This window comes from Streptomyces sp. BB1-1-1, assembly GCF_031597775.1.
Lineage (GTDB): Bacteria > Actinomycetota > Actinomycetes > Streptomycetales > Streptomycetaceae > Streptomyces > Streptomyces thinghirensis.
The window spans coordinates 4,256,576-4,275,060 of the sequence record NZ_CP134203.1; the positions used below are offsets into that span (position 1 = coordinate 4,256,576).

The 18,485-nt window shown below is 73.3% G+C and carries 16 protein-coding genes; 5 read left to right on the plus strand and 11 right to left on the minus strand.

Annotation, left to right across the window (positions count from 1 at the left end):
* Positions 1–12: 12 nt before the first annotated feature.
* The gene (locus tag RI578_RS19535; RefSeq protein ID WP_310872272.1) at positions 13–1,638 is read right to left on the minus strand and encodes a protein kinase domain-containing protein; all 1,626 of its coding nucleotides are present in this window, start codon (positions 1,636–1,638) and stop codon (positions 13–15) included.
* Between the two features lie 359 nt (positions 1,639–1,997).
* On the opposite strand from RI578_RS19535, the gene RI578_RS19540 reads away from it, so the two are divergent.
* Positions 1,998–3,641 (plus strand): protein kinase domain-containing protein, encoded by a 1,644-nt coding sequence (locus RI578_RS19540; protein WP_310872273.1) that lies wholly within the window; start codon positions 1,998–2,000, stop codon positions 3,639–3,641.
* 111 nt (positions 3,642–3,752) lie between these two features.
* Here RI578_RS19540 and RI578_RS19545 read toward each other — a convergent pair whose 3' ends face one another.
* Entirely contained in the window at positions 3,753–4,298 is a 546-nt protein-coding gene (locus RI578_RS19545) for a bacterial proteasome activator family protein (protein ID WP_121748068.1), read from the minus strand.
* 215 nt (positions 4,299–4,513) lie between these two features.
* Between RI578_RS19545 and RI578_RS19550 the strand changes: the two genes are divergently transcribed.
* Complete coding sequence (locus RI578_RS19550; RefSeq protein ID WP_310872274.1) at positions 4,514–5,221, plus strand: hypothetical protein; 708 nt, start codon at positions 4,514–4,516, stop codon at positions 5,219–5,221.
* Between the two features lie 10 nt (positions 5,222–5,231).
* Here RI578_RS19550 and RI578_RS19555 read toward each other — a convergent pair whose 3' ends face one another.
* Complete coding sequence (locus tag RI578_RS19555) at positions 5,232–6,221, minus strand: NAD(P)H-quinone oxidoreductase (RefSeq protein ID WP_310872275.1); 990 nt, start codon at positions 6,219–6,221, stop codon at positions 5,232–5,234.
* A 212-nt stretch (positions 6,222–6,433) separates the two neighbouring features.
* Between RI578_RS19555 and RI578_RS19560 the strand changes: the two genes are divergently transcribed.
* Together RI578_RS19560 and RI578_RS19565 are read left to right on the plus strand one after the other, a co-directional pair.
* Positions 6,434–7,474: an ATP-binding cassette domain-containing protein gene (locus RI578_RS19560; protein WP_310872276.1), complete on the plus strand. Its 1,041-nt coding sequence runs from the start codon at positions 6,434–6,436 to the stop codon at positions 7,472–7,474.
* Positions 7,471–8,319, plus strand: coding sequence for an ABC transporter permease (locus RI578_RS19565; protein WP_310872277.1), 849 nt, complete (start codon positions 7,471–7,473; stop codon positions 8,317–8,319). The genes RI578_RS19560 and RI578_RS19565 overlap by 4 nt, the downstream gene beginning before the upstream one ends.
* 27 nt (positions 8,320–8,346) lie before the next feature.
* Here the strand turns inward: RI578_RS19565 and RI578_RS19570 are convergent, their stop codons facing one another.
* From RI578_RS19570 to pdhA, 6 genes are all read right to left on the minus strand, one after another.
* Positions 8,347–9,444: a potassium channel family protein gene (locus RI578_RS19570; RefSeq protein WP_310872278.1), complete on the minus strand. Its 1,098-nt coding sequence runs from the start codon at positions 9,442–9,444 to the stop codon at positions 8,347–8,349.
* Entirely contained in the window at positions 9,441–10,877 is a 1,437-nt protein-coding gene (locus RI578_RS19575) for a molybdopterin molybdotransferase MoeA (protein WP_310872279.1), read from the minus strand. Before RI578_RS19575 ends, RI578_RS19570 begins: the two co-directional genes overlap by 4 nt.
* Entirely contained in the window at positions 10,874–11,845 is a 972-nt protein-coding gene (locus tag RI578_RS19580) for an NTP transferase domain-containing protein (RefSeq protein ID WP_399060731.1), read from the minus strand. The genes RI578_RS19575 and RI578_RS19580 overlap by 4 nt, the downstream gene beginning before the upstream one ends.
* 91 nt (positions 11,846–11,936) lie before the next feature.
* Complete coding sequence (locus RI578_RS19585; RefSeq protein WP_310872280.1) at positions 11,937–13,367, minus strand: dihydrolipoamide acetyltransferase family protein; 1,431 nt, start codon at positions 13,365–13,367, stop codon at positions 11,937–11,939.
* Positions 13,367–14,371 (minus strand): alpha-ketoacid dehydrogenase subunit beta, encoded by a 1,005-nt coding sequence (locus tag RI578_RS19590; protein ID WP_310872281.1) that lies wholly within the window; start codon positions 14,369–14,371, stop codon positions 13,367–13,369. The genes RI578_RS19585 and RI578_RS19590 overlap by 1 nt, the downstream gene beginning before the upstream one ends.
* A complete protein-coding gene (gene pdhA, locus RI578_RS19595; RefSeq protein WP_310872282.1) occupies positions 14,368–15,537 on the minus strand; it encodes a pyruvate dehydrogenase (acetyl-transferring) E1 component subunit alpha in 1,170 nt (389 codons plus the stop codon). Before pdhA ends, RI578_RS19590 begins: the two co-directional genes overlap by 4 nt.
* Positions 15,538–15,726: 189 nt before the next feature.
* Here pdhA and RI578_RS19600 point away from each other — a divergent pair, with 189 nt between their 5' ends.
* A complete protein-coding gene (locus RI578_RS19600; RefSeq protein WP_055418900.1) occupies positions 15,727–16,230 on the plus strand; it encodes an Lrp/AsnC family transcriptional regulator in 504 nt (167 codons plus the stop codon).
* Positions 16,231–16,256: 26 nt separating this feature from the next.
* On the opposite strand, the gene RI578_RS19605 is transcribed toward RI578_RS19600, so the two are convergent.
* Together RI578_RS19605 and RI578_RS19610 are read right to left on the minus strand one after the other, a co-directional pair.
* A complete protein-coding gene (locus RI578_RS19605) occupies positions 16,257–16,868 on the minus strand; it encodes a TetR/AcrR family transcriptional regulator (RefSeq protein ID WP_310872283.1) in 612 nt (203 codons plus the stop codon).
* Entirely contained in the window at positions 16,865–18,379 is a 1,515-nt protein-coding gene (locus RI578_RS19610; RefSeq protein ID WP_310872284.1) for a 3-hydroxyacyl-CoA dehydrogenase, read from the minus strand. The genes RI578_RS19605 and RI578_RS19610 overlap by 4 nt, the downstream gene beginning before the upstream one ends.
* Between the last annotated feature and the right edge of the window lie 106 nt (positions 18,380–18,485).

Genomic DNA, 18,485 nt, shown 5'->3' on the forward strand with positions numbered 1-18,485 from the left:
GAGCGGTTCGGGTCAGCCTTCGCCCTCTTCGCCGCCCGGGGCGCCGGTCTCGCCGCCGCCGGTGCCGCCGGTCGGGTCGCCGGTGGCGCCGCCGTCGGTGCCGCCCGTCGGGTCACCGGTCGGATCACCCGTCGGGTCGCCCGTGGGCGTCGTCGGGTCACCCGTCGGATCGCCGGTCGGGTCGCCCGTCGGCTCCTCCGTCACGCTCTCCGAAGGCGTGTACGACGGTGTGTACGACGGCGTGTAGTCCCCGTCGCCCGTGCCTCCGCCGCCGTTGCCCTGCTCCGTGCCCGGGTCGGTGGTCTCCTGCGTCTCCTCGTCGCTGGGCGACGGGCTGGGCGACTCCTCGTCGGAGCTCTGCGAGGTGGTCGCCGACGGGCTCTTGTCCGTGTCGGGGCCGACCTTGCCGCCGTCGCCGTTGTTCAGGGCCAGCGCGACGCCCGCCGCGATGGCGATCACCGCGAGGACGGCCAGTATCCACAGCTTGCCGCGGCCGCTGCCCTTGTTGCCGCGGCCTTCGAAGCCGCCGTCGTCGCCCCCGCCGTAGCCGTTCGGCAGGATCGGCTGGGGGATCTGCTGGGTGCCCGACGCGCCGTGGTCGGGGTGCGGCAGCACCGAGGTGCCCGCGAGGCCGAGGCCGGCCGACGGGGTGTGCCGGCCGTCGTGCGCGGCGACCGGGCCGGTGTTCCAGGTGCCGGTGTGGCCGCCCTGCTCGTACAGCATCTGCAGCCCGTACTGGACCAGGCCGCGCATCTCCTCGGCGGTCTGGAACCGGTCGTCGGGCTCCTTGGCGAGCGAGCGCATCACCAGGCCGTCCAGCTCCGGCGGGGTGGCGTCGGAGACCTCGGAGGGCGGCGTCGGGATGTCCTGGACGTGCTGGTAGACCACCGACAGCGGGGTCTCGCCGGTGAACGGCGGACGCAGCGCGAGGAGTTCGTAGAGCAGGCAGCCGGTCGCGTACAGGTCGGAGCGGTGGTCGACGGCCTTGCCGAGGGCCTGCTCCGGGGAGAGGTACTGCGGGGTGCCCATGACCATGCCGGTCTGCGTCATCGTCGACTGGGCGCCGTGCAGGGCGCGGGCGATGCCGAAGTCCATCACCTTCACCGCGCCGTTGTCCGTGATGATGACGTTGGCGGGCTTGATGTCGCGATGCACGATGCCGTGCTGATGGGAGTAGGCGAGCGCCTCCAGGACACCGGAGACGATGATCAGCGCCTGCTCGGGGCCGGGCGCCTCGGCGTTGAGGAGAAGGTCGCGGATGGTGCGGCCCTCGACGATCTCCATCACGATGTACGGCACGGACTGACCGCCGACGAAGTCCTCGCCGGAGTCGTACACGGCGACGATCGCGTGGTGGTTGAGGCCGGCCACCGACTGGGCCTCGCGCGTGAAGCGCGCCTTGGAGACCGGGTCCTCGGCGAGGTCGGCGCGCAGCAGCTTGACCGCCACGGTGCGGCCGAGACGCACGTCCTCGGCGGCGAACACCTCGGCCATGCCGCCCCGCCCGAGCCTGCGGGTCAGCCGGTACCGGCCGTCGCCGACCAGGCCGCCGTTGCCCCAGGCCTCCGGCGCGTCAGACATACCGCCGCCAGTCGCCTCGGGGTCGGACGGGCCCTGGGCGCGCTGCTGCTGTGCCATCAGTCCTCGCCGTCGTTTCTGCCCGCGGTGCGCGCGGTGTTGTTACGGTCTCCGTCGGCCACGCTACAGCCTTCGCGGGGGCCTCCGGTCCGAGATGGACGCCGCGACCGGCATCGAGACGGACCGGTCATGAAACCCTGATTCCGTACTGTCGTGCAAATTCTGTGTACCGGCGGTACGTCGGCTGTAACGCTTCCGCGACGCTTCTTTCGCGTACGGTCACGGAACGGGCACCGCGCTTGACGTGTCAGTGCCCTGGGGCAGACTTGGCCGGGAATCGCACTTTCGATCACGATCACAAACGCGAGCGCGCGTGCCGCTGCCACCGGCGTCGCGGCGCCTATGGGGGACGCAGAGACATGAGCCAGGACGCCGGACAGGGCCGGTACGCGGGGCGGGCGCTCGCCGGCGGCCGCTACCAGCTGCGCGACTTGCTCGGCGAGGGCGGCATGGCCTCCGTGCACCTGGCGTACGACTCCGTGCTGGACCGCCAGGTCGCGATCAAGACGCTGCACACCGAACTGGGCCGGGAGCAGGCCTTCCGCGAGCGCTTCCGCCGCGAGGCCCAGGCAGTGGCCAAGCTCACGCACACCAACATCGTCTCCGTCTTCGACACCGGCGAGGACGATCTTGGCGGCATGACGACTCCGTACATCGTCATGGAGTACGTCGAGGGCCGGCCGCTCGGCTCGGTGCTCGACGAGGACGTCCGGCAGCAGGGCGCGATGCCCGCCGACAAGGCGCTGAAGATCACCGCGGACGTGCTGGCCGCCCTGGAGATCAGCCACGAGATGGGCCTGGTCCACCGGGACATCAAGCCGGGCAACGTGATGATGACCAAGCGCGGCGTGGTCAAGGTGATGGACTTCGGCATCGCCCGCGCCATGCAGTCCGGCGTGACCTCGATGACGCAGACCGGCATGGTCGTCGGCACCCCGCAGTACCTCTCGCCGGAACAGGCTCTCGGCCGCGGTGTGGACGCCCGCTCCGACCTGTACTCGGTCGGCATCATGCTCTTCCAACTGGTCACCGGGCGCCTGCCGTTCGACGCGGACTCGCCGCTGGCCATCGCGTACGCGCACGTGCAGGAAGAGCCGGTGGCTCCTTCGTCCGTCAACCGCGCCCTGCCGCCGGCCGTGGACGCGCTGGTGGCCCGCGCGCTGAAGAAGAACCCCAACGAGCGTTTCCCCAGCGCCGAGGCGATGCGGGACGAGTGCCTGCGCGTGGCGACCTCCTTCCAGGCGGCCCCGCCGAGCATCGTGCCCGGCGCGCACGCGTCGAGCGGCGCGGGCGTCGGCTCCGCGGTGTTCCCGCCGGTCGACCAGAGCGGACCGGTGCCCACCGGCCCCGTCCAGACGCCGTACCAGCCGACACCGGCCCCGGGCCCGAACCCGTACGGCACCCCGGCGCCCGGCCCGCACTCGCCCGCGTACGGCTACCCGCAGCAGGGTGGCTACCCGACGCCGGCCGCGTACTCCCCGCAGGGCCCGTCGACCCCGCCGCCGTACAACCTCACGCCGTCGGCGCCGGCGTCCGGCTCCCCGGGCGGTCGCAAGAGCAACAAGCCGGTGATCATCGGCTCGATCGTGGTGGCCCTCGTGGCCGTCGGCGGTCTGGTCGGCGCGCTGACGATGAACAACGGCGGCGGAGACGACCCCAAGGGCGGCGGAGAGAGCAGCGCCAGCGCGTCGGCGTCGCAGGCGGCGGGCTACCGCGGCCCGGACAAGACGAAGACGATCGAGAAGGACGAGTGCACCGAGCCGGAGGAGTCGTACAACGACCCCGACAAGATCAAGGTGCCGGACTTCTCGTTCAAGTACATCGGCTCGGTCAAGGAGTGCTTCAACGCCGCGGGCTGGCGGATGAAGGTCGTGGAGGTCGACGAGAACACCTACGGTGAGGGCTCGATCCGCGACCAGTTCCCCGCGCCCGGTACGGACGTCGACCCCGAGGACATGCCGGAGATCCAGCTCAAGGTCTCGACGGGCAACCCGCCGTCCTGACCGCGTGACCCGCGTGGCGCAAGGCCCGGCATACGGCGAAGGGCCCGGCAGCAGGTGCTGCCGGGCCCTTCGCGGTGTCGGTGGGTCGTCGTCCCTGCCGGTGGCGGCCGCCTACAGGTAGGGGCCACCCGAACGGCCGCCGGGGTGGGGCGGCTCCTCGCCGTCCTGGCCGACGCCCGGCGGCAGCGCGCGGCGCATCTGCTCCAGCTGGGCCCGTGCGGCCATCTGCTGGGCGAACAGCGTGGTCTGGATGCCGTGGAACAGGCCCTCCAGCCAGCCGACCAGCTGCGCCTGCGCGATCCGCAGTTCGGCGTCGGTCGGGGTGACGTCGTCCGTGAAGGGCAGGGAGAGCCGCTCCAGCTCCTCGACCAGCTCCGGTGCCAGGCCGTCCTCCAGCTCCTTCACCGAGCTGGCGTGGATCTCCTTGAGCCGGGCCCGGCTCGCCTCGTCCAGGGGCGCGACACGCACCTCCTCCAGCAGCTGCTTGATCATGCTGCCGATCCGCATGACCTTGGCAGGCTGTTCCACCTGCTCGGTCACCGGGATCTCGCGGGACTCGTCGTCCCCGCCGCCGCCGCCGCTGAGCGCCATTCCGTCCTGGCCGACGACCAGGATCTGGGGGTTCTCCGGCGACCTGTCGTTCCTCGGCATCTCCATGGCGCCATTCTCTCGCACCCGTGCGCCGCGACGGGGCGGTGCCCCCGCGGAAGCGTGCGTTACACGTTCGGCGGCGTCCGGAATGCCGGTATGGCGGGCGGGTGTGAGGCTTGTTCCGTCGATTTTCTGCGACTGGTTACCACCGGGAGGGGGTCACCGACGTGACTCCATGGCTGCGCACACTTCGAGCGACGGGACTGGCTGGGGTCCTGGGGGTGAGCGCGCTGGTGTCGCCGTACGGGGTGGGGGTGGCGCACAGCGCCGGGTTCGGGGCGGTCGGGGCGGGCGCCCCCGCCGTCGGGCCGGCCGCCGTGTCCCCGTCTCCTTCCGGGTCGGCTCCCGCTTCGGTTCCGGGGGCGGCCGAGCCGGAGGGGTCCGGCGGTCACGACGGGCACAACGGTCACGAGCGCCCCCAGCGCCCGCAGCGCGACGACGGTCACGACGGTCCCGACGGCTCGGATGCGGCCACCGCCTCCCCGTCCGGCAGGGAATCCGGCCCGGCGGGCAGCGCGGCGCGCGGCTCCGCGACGGCCTCCCCCTCCGCCTCCGCCTCCGCGTCGGGCGCATCGGCGGCCGACCCGGAGCCCTCCCGGGCGGGGAGCCGGCCGGGCGAGGGGCGGCAGCGGCCCGGGCGGCCCGAGGAGCGCGAGCCGGAAGAGGCCGGCGCGGACGAGAACGCCCGCCACCGGGCGGACGGTGACGGCGACGAGGACCTGCCCGACGATCCGGAGACCGCCGTGGCCCCCGGGGAGGCCGCCCTGGTGCCCTCGGCGTCCCCGTCCCGTGCCCAGCCGCAGGCCGGCACGCACGCCGACGACGCCACCGAGCCCGTGGTGCGAGCCCTGCCCCTGGGCAGCGGGCTGGTCCTCATCGGCCTCGGCCTGGGCCTGGCCTTCGTGGGGCTCCGCCTGCGGCGCGGCTGACGCACACCCGCTACGGGGCGATCAGCAGCACCTTGCCGATGTGGCCGCTCTCCTCCACGACCCGGTGGGCGGCGGTGGCGTCGCTCATCGGGAGTTCGCGGTCGACGATCGGGCGTACGCGAGCACCACTGCCGCCGCCGAGCAACGGCCAGACGTGCTCGCGTACGGCCGCCACGATGGCCGCCTTCTCCTCCAGCGGCCGGGCACGCAGCGAGGTCGCGCTGACGGCGGCGCGCTTGGCCAGGAGCGTGCCGATGTCCAGCTCGCCCTTCCGGCCGCCCTGCATGCCGATGATCGCGAGCCGGCCGTTGACGGCGAGGGCCCGGACGTTGCGGTCCAGGTACTTGGCGCCCATGTTGTCGAGGATGACGTCGGCGCCCGCGCCGCCCGTCGCCTCCTTCACCTCGGCGACGAAGTCCTGCTCGCGGTAGTTGATCAGGATGTCGGCGCCCAGTTCGGCGCAGCGCTCCAGCTTCTCCTTGGTGCCCGCCGTCACGGCGACCTTCGCGCCGACGGCCTTGGCCAGCTGGATCGCCATGGTGCCGATGCCGCTGGAACCGCCGTGCACGAGCAGCGTCTCGCCGGGGCGCAGGTGGGCGACCATGAAGACGTTCGACCAGACGGTGCAGACCACCTCGGGCAGCGCCGCCGCCCGCCTGACGTCGATGCCCTCCGGAACCGGCAGCAGCTGACCGGCCGGAACGGCGACCTTCTCGGCGTAGCCGCCGCCTCCGAGCAGCGCGCACACCTCGTCGCCCACGGACCAGCCGGACACGCCCGTGCCGAGTGCGGCGACGCGCCCGGAGCACTCCAGGCCGGGGTAGGGGGAGGCGCCGGGCGGGGGGTCGTAGAAGCCCTGGCGCTGCATGATGTCGGCGCGGTTGACGGCGCTGGCCGCCACCTCGACCAGGACCTCGCCCTCGCCGGGCACCGGGTCGTGGACCTCGGCCCAGACCAGCGCCTCGGGGCCTCCGGGTTCGGGAATCGTGATCGCATGCATGAGGGCGACGCTACTCCTCCACCCCTGCCCGGGCCCCTCCACCTGGGTCCCCGGTCGGAGGGCTCTCCGTCTCCCGGTCGTGGCGCCCTCCGACTTTGGGACCGTCCACCGGAAAATCCCTGTGCGCGACCGATGAGTTTGCGCGACGGTAAAGGTCTTCCCATGCGTAGCCCAAGAACGCGTAGCCCAAGAACGCGGAAGGACCACCACCAATGAGCACGCACACGTCCGGACTGGCGATCGAGACCGCGGGACTGGTGAAGACGTTCGGCGAGACCCGGGCCGTGGACGGGGTGGACCTCGCGGTACCCGCCGGCACGGTCTACGGCGTCCTCGGCCCGAACGGCGCCGGCAAGACCACCACGGTGAAGATGCTCGCCACCCTCCTGCGACCGGACGGCGGCCGGGCCCACGTCTTCGGCCACGACATCGTGCGCGAGGCCGACGAGGTGCGCAGCCGGGTGAGCCTCACCGGGCAGTACGCGTCCGTGGACGAGGACCTCACCGGCACCGAGAACCTGATCCTGCTGGGCCGGCTCCTCGGGCACGGCAAGACGGCCGCGCGGGAGCGGGGTGCCCAGCTGCTGGAGGCCTTCGGGCTGACGGAGGCGGCGGCGAAGCAGGTCAAGCACTACTCCGGCGGCATGCGGCGGCGCATCGACATCGCCGCGTCCATCCTCAACACCCCCGATCTGCTCTTCCTCGACGAGCCGACGACCGGCCTCGACCCGCGCAGCCGCAACCAGGTGTGGGACATCGTGCGCGCGGTCGTCGCCCAGGGCACGACCGTGCTGCTGACCACGCAGTACCTGGACGAGGCCGACCAGCTGGCGTCCCGGATCGCGGTCATCGACAAGGGCAGGGTGATCGCCGAGGGCACCAAGGGGGAGCTGAAGGCGTCCGTCGGCGCCGGTTCCGTCCATCTGCGGCTGCGGGACGCCGATCAGCGGCCCGAGGCCGAGCGGCTGCTGCGGGACCTGCTGGTCGCCGAGGTGCAGCTGGAGCCCGACCCGGTGGCGCTGACCGCGCGCCTGGGGGTGGCGGCGAGCGACACGGCCGCCGACCAGGCCGCCAAGGCGCTGGGCGAGCTGACCCGGGCCGGCATCACCGTCGACAACTTCTCCCTGGGACAGCCCAGCCTCGACGAGGTCTTCCTGGCGCTGACCGGGCACGACACCGGCCAGAGCACCGCCAACGGCCACGAGACCGGCACCGGCACCGGCCCTGACACGAAGGACGAGGTGGCGGCATGAGCACGGCCACGAGCACCGAGAGCAAGGAACTCTCCGCGGTCAGCACCGAGTCGCTGGCGGCCCTGCTGGTCGCCAAGGAGCGGCCGCCCCGGCCCAGCGCCCTGTCCACGTCCCTGACGTTCGGTTGGCGCGCGATCCTCAAGATCAAGCACGTGCCGGAGCAGCTCTTCGACGTCACCGCCTTCCCGATCATGAACCTGTTGATGTTCACGTACCTCTTCGGCGGTGCGCTGGCGGGTTCGCCGAGCGACTACATCCAGTTCGTGCTGCCGGGCATCCTCGTGATGTCGGTCGTGATGATCACGATGTACACCGGGATCTCGGTGAACGTCGACATCGAGAAGGGCGTCTTCGACCGCTTCCGCTCACTGCCGATCTGGCGGCCCTCGGCGATGGTCGGCTATCTCCTCGGCGACGCGCTGCGCTACAGCATCGCGTCCGTCGTGATGCTCGCCGTGGGTCTGCTGCTCGGCTACCGGCCGGACGGCGGGTTCGGCGGTGTGGTCGCCGGGATCGCGCTGCTGCTGCTGTTCTCGTTCGCCTTCTCGTGGATCTGGACGATGTTCGGGCTGATGCTGCGCACCGAGAAGTCGGTGATGAGCGTCAGCATGATGGTGATCTTCCCGCTCACCTTCCTGTCCAACGTCTTCGTCGACCCGAAGACGATGCCGGGCTGGCTGCAGGTGTTCGTCAACAACAGCCCGATCACGCATCTGGCGTCCGCGGTGCGCGGGCTGATGGCGGGCGACTGGCCTGGCGTCGAGATCGCCTGGACGCTGGGCTGGGCGGGTCTGCTCCTCCTGGTCTTCGGCCCGGTCACGATGCGGCTCTACAACCGCAAGTAGCCTCCGCGGTACGGGATCGGCGCTCCGTCAGTCGCGGGGCAGCGGGCGGGCGTCGGGCGCCACATGGGTGGCCGGCGTCGCCCGCACGATCGTGATCAGGCGGTCCGTCAGCTCCAGTCCGCCGACGGCCGGGTCGTCGTAGCCGAGCACCCGGTGCCCGCGCACGACGCTCACCACCAGGTCGTCCGTCTCGCGCGGGTTCCTGCCCACCTCGGCCTTTATGACCGGCCGCTCGATCAGGTCCAGCCCGCTGCCCTGGCTGATGAGGTCCTCCATGACCATGCCGGCGGCGGGGCTGAGCACGGAGAGCCCGAGCAGGCGGCCCGCGGCGCTGGCGCTGGTGATCACGGCGTCGGCGCCGGACTGTTTCAGCAGCGGCGCGTTCTCCTCCTCGCGGACCGCGACCACGATCTTCGCCCCGCGGTTGAGCTGCCGGGCCGTCAGCGTCACCAGTACGGCCGTGTCGTCGCGCTGGGTGGCGATGATGATCTGCTTCGCCCGGTACACCTCGGCGCGGTTCAGCACGTCGCTGCGTGTCGCGTCACCGACCACGCCCGCGTAGCCGTGGGCCGTCGCGGCCTCGATGGCCTTGCCGCTCGGGTCGACCACGACGACCTGCTCCTTGCGCAGCCCGGTCGCACAGACGGTCTGGATCGCCGACCGTCCCTTGGTACCGAAGCCGACGACGACGGTGTGATCGCGCAAGGTGGACCTCCAGCGGTTCAGGCGCCACTCATCCCGCGTGCGCTCGGTGAGGGCTTCCAACGTGGTGCCGACCAGGATGATCAGGAACATCACGCGCAGCGGCGTGATGACGAAGATGTTGGTCAGCCGGGCCGCGTCGCTGACGGGCGTGATGTCGCCGTACCCGGTGGTGGAGAGGGTGACGGTGGCGTAGTAGAAGGCGTCGAGGAGGTCGACGGAGCCGTCGGAGTTGTCGTTGTAGCCGTCGGCGTCGGCATAGACGATGAACGCCGTCGCCAGGAGGACCACCAGGGCCAGGGACAGCCGTTTGCCGACCTGGCGGATCGGGTGCTCCACCAGCTTCCTCGGGAGTTTCACCCGATGGGTCACGAGGTGTTCGTCCGCCTGGCGGGCGATCGCGTCCTGGCCCGGAAGTTTCACGTGAAACACACTCCGATTCCGCCGGTGGCCCAGGGCAGGTCGAGCAGCTCGGCCTCCTGGCCCGGACGAGCCCCGCCCGGGGGTACGACGGCCAGGGCGTCGGCGGCCGCGATGCCGCGCAGCATGGCCGGGCCGTTGTAGCGCAGCGGCACGGCACCGTCGCCGCGCAGCACGACGGGGACGAGCCGGGTGTCGTACGGGTGCCCGTGCACCGCGTCCCGCAGCGGCAGCGTGTACGGCTCGGGCGCCGGGCGGGCGGCGAGGGTGCGCAGCAGCGGCTCAGCGAGCGTGAGCAGCCCGGAGACGGCGGCGAGGGGGTTGCCGGGCAGGCCGACGAGGTGCTGGTCGTCCTTGAGCCGGGCCAGCAGCATCGGGTGGCCGGGGCGTACCTTGACGCCGTCCACGAGGAGTTCGGCGCCGATGCGGCTCAGGACCGGGTGGACGTGGTCGACGGGGCCCGCGGCGGTACCGCCGGTCGTGATGACCAGGTCGGCGTCGGAGGTGGTGACGGCGCGGTGCAGGGCCTCGGCGTCGTCGCCGATCCGGCGGACCGCGCGGACCTCGGCGCCCAGGGCCCGCAGCCAGGGCGGCAGCATCGGGCCGAGCGCGTCCCGGATGAGGCCGTCGTGCGGCCGGCCCTCGGTGAGCAGCTCGTCGCCGAGGACGAGGACGTCGACGCGTGGGCGGGGGACCGCGGTGACGCTGTCGTAGCCGGCGGCTGCCGCGAGGCCCAGCACGGCCGGCGTCACCAGGGCGCCGACGGGCAGCAACTGGTCGCCGCTGCGGCACTCCTGACCGCGCGGGCGGATGTCCTGGCCGTGGACGACGTCCCGGGTCGCCTGCAGCCGGTTTCTGCCGTCGGTGCGGCCGTGCTCGGTGCGCAGTACGGCGGTGCTGTCCAGGGGGACGCGGGCGCCGGTGGCGATACGGGCGGCCTCGCCGTCGGTGAGGGGCGCGGGTTCCGCGTGTCCGGCCAGGACGCCCTCGTCGCGCACCGTCCAGGGGCCCGGGCCGGCGACGGCCCAGCCGTCCATCGCGGAGGTGTCGAAGGAGGGCAGGTCGGTCAGGGCGGTGAGTGGCGCGGCCAGGGTGAGGCCCAGGGCCGCGTCGAGGGGCGCGGCGAGCGGGGCGCGGCGGGCGGCACGGACGGCGGCCCGGGCGGCGCGCTCGGCGGTCGCCCGGGCTTCGGGCCAGGGCGTCGCGCGGTGGTGGGAGTCGGCCTGCTTGTGGGGCGCGCCGTGCGGCCCGTGAGGTTCGTGGGCTTCGTGGTGACCGTGGTCGCCGTGGTGCGCGGCGGGCGCGGGCGTCGCCGCGTGGTCGTGGTCGCCGTGGGGCGGGCCGGACGGGCCGGGGTTCTCCTTCACGAGGGCGAGCGCCTCCTCGACGTCGAGGTCTTCGGCTTCCTCGTCGGTCCGGGTGCCGTGGGAGGTCATCGCGCGTCCGGGCGGGTGTCAGGGGTGGCGTCCGGAGCCACGTCGGGCTGGCCCGCCGCGGGGGCGGACTGGGCTTCGGCGGCCTCCTCGGCCCAGCGCTGGGCGAGGGCGGCGGCCTTGCGGGCGGCCTCGGCGACGGCTTCGGGGCCTCCTTGGGCCCGCCCGGCCGCGTAGCCGACGAGGAAGGTGGTCAGCGGGGCCGCCGGCCTGGCCACCCCGTGGGCGGCGTCCCGGGCGAGGTCGAGCAGAACGCCGGTGTCGACGTCGAGGTCGATGCCCAACTCGTCCTTGGCTGCGGTAATCCATTCGTCCAACACGTGACCATGCTCCCTGATGCGTGCCCTTGCGGTGGCGATGTCGTCCCAGGTGTCGCAGTCGAAGGACGCGACGGCGTCGGGGACACGGGTGAGGCGGAGCGCGCCGGTCAGCCGGCGCAGAGGCAGCCCGGTGAGGTCCGCACGGTCCCGGGCGAGTGCGGCCAGTTCGCGGCGCAGCGCGGACGCACGGTAGGCGGCGACGAGGGGCTGGTCGCGGCCGTCGGCGTCGGTCAGCAGCGCGCCGTCGGCGTCGCTAGCGGCGAGGGCCGACAGCAGTCGTCCGACGGTGGGCCCGGCGAGGAACGGCAGGTCGGCGGAGACCACCACGACGAGCTCGGCAGTGGTGTGCCGCAGACCGGCGGCGAGGGCGGCGAGCGGTCCGCCGCCGGGCGGGTCCTCGCGCGCCCAGGTCACCGGGCGCGCGGTGGGCCGCGGGTCGGCGACCACGACGGTCGTCCGCGCTCCGGCGCAGGCGGCGAGCACCCGGTCCAGCAGCGCGCGACCGCCCACGCGGAGGCCGGGTTTGTCGGCGCCGCCGAGCCGCCGCGCGGCCCCGCCGGCGAGCACGACGGCGTCGTACCCGACGGGGGCCGGACCCGGCGCGGGGCCGGTGCCGGCGCCGGGATCACCGGAGGGCTCGTACGCGGTCACCCCCCGAGTATGCGTTGCCGGGCGATCACAGGGAACGCGGGGGAGCCCGCGCGATCGGAGTGTGCGCGCCGGCGTCGTCGTCGGACCCCCGTCACAGGGTCCGCAGCAGCACCGCCGGCTGTTCGACGCAGTCCGCCACGTACCGCAGGAAACCGCCCGCCGTACCGCCGTCGCACACCCGGTGGTCGAAGGTGAGCGACAGCTGGACGACCTGACGCACCGCCAACTCGCCCTCGTACACCCACGGTTTGGGGACGATGCGGCCGACGCCGAGCATGGCCGCCTCGGGGTGGTTGATGATCGGCGTGGAGCCGTCGACACCGAAGACGCCGTAGTTGTTCAACGTGAAGGTGCCGCCGGTCAGTTCACCGGGCGTCAGCCGGCCGGCCCGGGCCGCCTCGGTCAGCCGGGCGAACTCGGCGGTGAGCGCCTCGGCGTCCCGCGCGTGCGCGTCCCGGACGACCGGCACGACCAGCCCCCGGTCGGTCTGCGCCGCGAAGCCGAGGTGGACGTGGTCGAACCGGACGACCTCGCGGGCCTCCGTGTCGACCGTGGAGTTCAGCTCCGGGAAGCGGTCCAGGGCGGCCGTGCAGATCCGGGCCAGCAGCGCGACGAGGGAGATCTTCGGCCCGCCCGCCGCGTTCATGGCCGTGCGCGCCCGCATCAGCTCGGTCGCGTCGGCGTCCACCCAGCAGGTCGCGTCCGGGATCTCGCGCCGGCTGCGGGAGAGCTTGTCGGCGACGGCGCCGCGGACGCCCTTGAGGGGGATGCGGACACCGCCGGACCGCGCGGCGGAGGACACGGGTGCCGGCACCTCGACGGGGTCGGCCTGTCCCTCCCGGACCGCCGTACGGCCGCCGTGCGCGGCGGCGGCACGCAGCGCGTACTCCACGTCCGCCCGCAGGATCAGCCCCTCCGGGCCGGAGCCGGTCAGCTCGCGCAGGTCCAGGTCGTTCTGCCGGGCCAGCCTGCGCACCAGCGGGGAGATGACGGGGACGGGGCCGTCCACCGGGTCCGCGGTACGGGCCCGGCCGTTCACCCGCCCGGTCGCCGCCGCGGTGGCCGTCTGCCGGTCCGGCCGTACCCGGCGCCGGCGCGCGGGCGCCTCGGAGGTGCCGTATCCGACGAGGACGTTGCCCGAGCCGCCGGCCTTCGCCTGCCCTGCCTCCGGCTCCTCGGCCCGCACCGGCTCCTCGGCCCGCGCCGGCTCCACCGCCTCGCCGCCGGTGCCCGAGTCCCGCGCCGGGAGGCCGGCGGCATCCTCGCCCACCGCCACCGTCAGCAGCGGCGCTCCGACGGGCAGCTCCGAGCCCTCCTCGCCGAAGCGGGCGGTGACCACGCCCCCATAGGGGCAGGGCACCTCGACCATCGCCTTGGCCGTCTCGACCTCGACGACCGGCTGGTCGACGGCCACGACGTCGCCGACCTCGACCATCCAGCGCACGATCTCCGCCTCGGTGAGCCCCTCACCGAGGTCGGGGAGCTTGAACTCCAGGCTGCGCCCATCAGAAGCGTGTGCCATCAGCTTTCGGCCTCCCACTGCAGGCGCCCCACGGCGTCCAGGATCCGGTCCACACCGGGCAGGTGGTGACGCTCCAGCATCGGCGGCGGATACGGGATGTCGAACCCGGCCACACGCAGCACCGGCGCCTCCAGGTGGTGGAAGCAGCGCTCCGTGACCCGGGCCGCGATCTCCCCGCCCGGGCCCCCGAAGGAACCCGACTCGTGGACGACGACCGCGCGTCCCGTCCGCCGCACCGAAGCGCACACCGTCTCGTCGTCGAACGGCACCAGGGAGCGCAGATCGACGACTTCGAGGTCCCAGCCCTCGGCCCGGGCCGCCTCGGCCGCCTCCATGCAGGCGACCAGCGACGGTCCGTACGTGATGAGTGTGGCGCTCCTGCCCGAGCGCCGCACCACCGCGCGGCCCACCGGCTCAACGGGTGCCGGCTCCTCGGGGTTCCAGGCGTCCTTCGACCAGTACAGACGCTTGGGTTCGAGGAAGACCACCGGATCGTCGGAGGCGATGGACCGGCGCAGCAGCCCGTAGGCGTCGGCGACGGTCGCGGGCGTGACGACATGGAGCCCCGGAGTCGCCATGTAGTACGCCTCGGACGAGTCGCTGTGGTGCTCGACGCCGCCGATGCCGCCGCCGTAGGGGACGCGGATGGTCAGCGGCAGGGGCATCCTGCCGCGGGTGCGGTTGCGCATCTTGGTGACGTGGCTGACGACCTGCTCGAACGCCGGGTAGGCGAAGGCGTCGAACTGCATCTCCACGACCGGGCGCAGTCCGTACATCGCCATGCCCACGGCCGTGCCGAGGATGCCGGCCTCGGCGAGCGGGGTGTCCGTGCAGCGGTCCTCGCCGAACTCCGCGGCGAGTCCGTCGGTGACCCGGAAGACGCCGCCGAGGGTGCCCACGTCCTCGCCCAGGACGTGCACGCTCGGGTCGGCGGCCATGGCGTCGCGCAGCGCGCGCGTGAGGGCCTGCGCCATGGTGGCCGGCTTGACGGCGACAGTGGTCATCGGTGTCCCCCTTCGGGCGCCCCGGACGCGGCCCCGGTCTCCGCCTCGGCCGCCGCCGCCAGCTCCGCCCGCAGCAGGTCACGCTGCTCGCGCAGCTGCGGCGTGGGCTCTGCGTAGACGTGGTCGAACAGGTCCATGGGGTCGAGTTCCGGGTCCTGGTTCATGCGGGCGCGCAGGTCGGCGGCCATGGTCTCGGCGTCCTCGCGGGCGGCCCGGACGCCCTCCTCGTCGAGCAGGCCGCGCTCGGTCAGCTCCCGCTGGAGCAGCTCGATCGGGTCGTGCCGGCGCCAGGCCTCGACCTCGGCGTCGCCCCGGTAGCGCGTCGCGTCGTCGGCGTTGGTGTGCGCCTCGACGCGGTACGTCACCGCCTCCACCAGCGTGGGACCGCCGCCCGCCCGCGCGTGGCGCACGGCGTCGGACAGGACCTCGTGCACGGCGGCGGCGTCGTTGCCGTCGACCAGGCGGCCGGGGATGCCGTAGCCGACGGCCTTGTGGGCCAGCGACGGGGCCGCGGTCTGCTTGGCGAGCGGGACGGAGATCGCGAAGCCGTTGTTCTGCACGAGGAAGACGACCGGTGCCCGCCAGACGGCCGCGAAGTTCAGCGCCTCGTGGAAGTCGCCCTCGCTGGTGCCGCCGTCGCCGACCATGGCGAGCGCGACCACGTCGTCGCCCTTGAGCCGGGCGGCGTGCGCGAGACCGACGGCGTGCGGGAGCTGGGTGGCCAGCGGCGTGGACAGGGGCGCGACCCGGTGCTCGTAGGGGTCGTAGCCGGTGTGCCAGTCACCGCGCAGCAGGGTGAGGGCCTCGACGGGGTCGACCCCGCGGGCGACGACGGCGAGCGTGTCGCGGTAGCTGGGGAAGAGCCAGTCCCGCTCCTGAAGGGCCAGCGCGGCGGCGACCTCGCAGGCCTCCTGACCGGTGCTGGAGGGGTAGACGGCCAGCCGGCCCTGCTTGGTCAGCGCCGTGGCCTGCGCGTTGTAGCGCCGGCCGGCGACCAGCCGGGCGTACAGCGTGCGCAGCAGCTCGGGATCGGCCTGCTCGGCGGCCTTCGTGCCGAGGACGCGGTACGGCTCCGCGTCGGGCAGCAGCGGCGCGGGGTCGGTACGGGGCTGCCAGGCGGGCGGCGGTGTGGGCCGGTAAGCGCCCCGCTGCTCCATGACCGTCATGACGGCACCTCCTCGTGGGAGCGGCTGTCGGCTCGCCACGGGTGTGACGGGCCTCACCTACCGATTGTTCGGTCGCCGGCACATTTTGGCTACAGGCGGCCCCAGGCTGTGGACAAACGGTTCTCCACAGCCTGAGATGGACGCAGTACGTCCATGGGAGGAAGGCGGGGGCACGTGGCATCTGAACAAATGGCCGAACGCCCGGAGGAAGCCGGCGGCCCGGACGACGCCGGCACCCCGCCGCCCCCGCGCCCGCTGGACGCCATCGATCAGGACATCCTGCGCATGCTCCAGGCGGACGGCCGCGCCTCGATACGCTCGGTCGCCGAGCGGGTGCACGTCTCGCGCGCGAACGCCTACGCGCGGATCAACCGGCTCGTCGAGGACGGCGTCATCCGCGGCTTCGGCGCCCGCGTCGACCACGAACGCGCGGGGCACGGCACCTCGGCGTACATCACCCTGAAGATCGTGCAGAACTCCTGGCGCACGGTCCGGGCGCAGCTCCGGCAGCTCCCCGGGGCCTCGCACATCGCCCTGGTGGGCGGCGACTTCGACGTCCTGCTGCTGGTGCACACCCCGGACAACCGGGCCCTGCGCGAGCTGGTGCTCACCCGCCTCCAGGCCATCCCGGAGGTGCTCAGCACACGCACCCTGCTGGTGTTCGAGACCGAGGACCTGGAACCGCAGAGCTGACCGCCGGGCCGGGGCCGAGTGGCCGCTCAGGACGCCTTGCGCAGGCCCCCGAAGACCAGCCGCGCCACCGCGTCGACCACTTCGCGCTCACCCGCGCCGCCCCGCCCGCCGCTGCCATGGGGACCGTCGGGCCGGTACCACTCCACGATCGAGTTGATCATGCCGAAGACCAGGCGCGTCGCGAGCCGCACCTCCACGTCCGCGCGCACGTCCCCCTCGGCCGCCGCGGCCTTCAGCAGGTCGGCGACCCGGTGGTCGAACTCGCGCCGCCGCTCCAGCGCCCACCGCTCGGTGCCGGTGTTGCCGCGCACCCGCAGCAGCAGTGTGACGTACGGCAGTTCGGCCATGAGCACCTCGACCATGCGCCGCACGACGTACTCCAGCCGCTCGGCGGCGGACCCCACGCGCGCGTGCTCCTCGTCGAGGATCCCGAAGAGCTCGTCCAGGGCCCGGCTCACGGCCCGGCGCAACAGCTCCTCCTTGCCCGTGACGTGGTGGTAGATCGACGACTTGGAGATGCCGGCCGCCTTGGAGAGGTGCTCCATGGAGGTGCCGTCGTAGCCGCGCTCGATGAAGACCTGCACGGCGACGGAGAGCAGTGTCTCGGGCGTGTACGTGTCGCGCTTGGCGGTGCTCATGAGCGGGTGCCCTCCCCTGCGTCGGAGGCGTGCGTGTGACGGCGGAGCGCGAGGGACGGGGCGTGGCGCCCGGAGGGCTCGCGTTCGTGCAGCTCGCCCAGCAGCTCGTACACCCACCGGAGGCCCAGTCGGCGGCCCCACTCGACGGGCCCGAGCGGGTAGTTCACGCCGAGGCGCATCGCGGTGTCGACGTCCTCCGCCGAGGCCACGCCCCGGGCGACCGCGTCGTACGCCAGGTCGACGATCCGCGCGACCGTCCGCGCCACGATCATGCCGGGCACGTCGCCGACGACGCTGACCTTCTTGCCGAGCGCCTGGAACAGGCCGGTGGCCTCGGCGAGGGTGCGGGGCGAGGTGGTCTCGGAGGGGGCGAGGGCGACGCGGGTGGCCCGCCGGTAGTCGAGGGCGAGGTCGAAGTGGACGACGTCGCCGAGTTCGACCGAGGTCTGCCCGTCGGCGAGGAGGAGCCGGCCGCCGCCGGGCAGCACGAGCGTCCCGCTGCCCCCGCCCTCCTCGCGGACCTCGATGCCCGCCTCGCGGATCAGCGCGGGCAGTTCGCCGGCCGGTCCGAGGTCCTCCTCGGCGACGACGTACGCGGGCCGGTCGGCGGGTTCGGCGGTGTGCGGCTCGGGCCGCTCGGCGCCGTCCCGGTAGTCGTACCAGCCCTGCCCGCTCTTGCGGCCGAGCCGGCCGGACTCGACCAGGCGGCGCTGGGCCAGCGACGGCGTGAAGCGCGCGTCCTGGAAGAACGCCTGCCACACGGAGTGCGTGACGGACTCGTTGACGTCCTGCCCGATCAGGTCGGTCAGCTCGAAGGCGCCCATCCTGAAGCCGCCGGACTCACGCAGCACGGCGTCGACGGTGGCCGGGTCGGCGGCCCGCAGCTCGTGGACCGCGAGGGCCTCGGCGTAGAAGGGCCGGGCGACGCGGTTGACGACGAAACCGGGGGTGTCGGCGCAGGCGACCGGGGTCTTCCCCCAGGCGCGGGCCGTCTCGTACGCGCGCGTGGCCGACGCGGGGTCGGTGGCGAACCCGGAGACCACCTCCACCAGCGGCAGCAGCGGCGCGGGGTTGAAGAAGTGCAGGCCGACGAAGCGGCCGGGGGCGCGGAGCGCGCCGCCGATGGCGGTGACGGACAGGGACGAGGTGTTGGTGGCGAGCAGGCAGTCGTCGCCGACGACGTCCTCCAGCGCCCGGAACAGCTCCTGCTTGACGTCCAGCCGTTCCAGGACCGCCTCGACGACCAGCGCGCAGTCGGCGAGGTCGGCGAGGGTCTCGGCGGGCCCGAGCCGGGCACGGGCCGCGTCCCGCTCGGCGCCGGTGAGCCGTTCCTTCTCGACGAGCCGGTCGAGCCGGGCGCCGATCGCGTCGGCCGCTTCCCGGGCCCGCCCGGGGACGGCGTCGTACAGCCGTACGGGATGGCCCGCGACCAGCGCCACCTGGGCGATGCCCTGGCCCATGGTGCCGGTGCCGACGACGGCCACGGGGCTGCTGAGGTCGAGTGCTGTCATGTGCGCGATCCTCCCGCACGGGGTTTTCCACAGATGCGGCGGTCCCCCTTGTCCCGACCGATCGTTCGGTTACTCTAGCCGTGTCCGCCTGTTTCTGCCCAGGTTT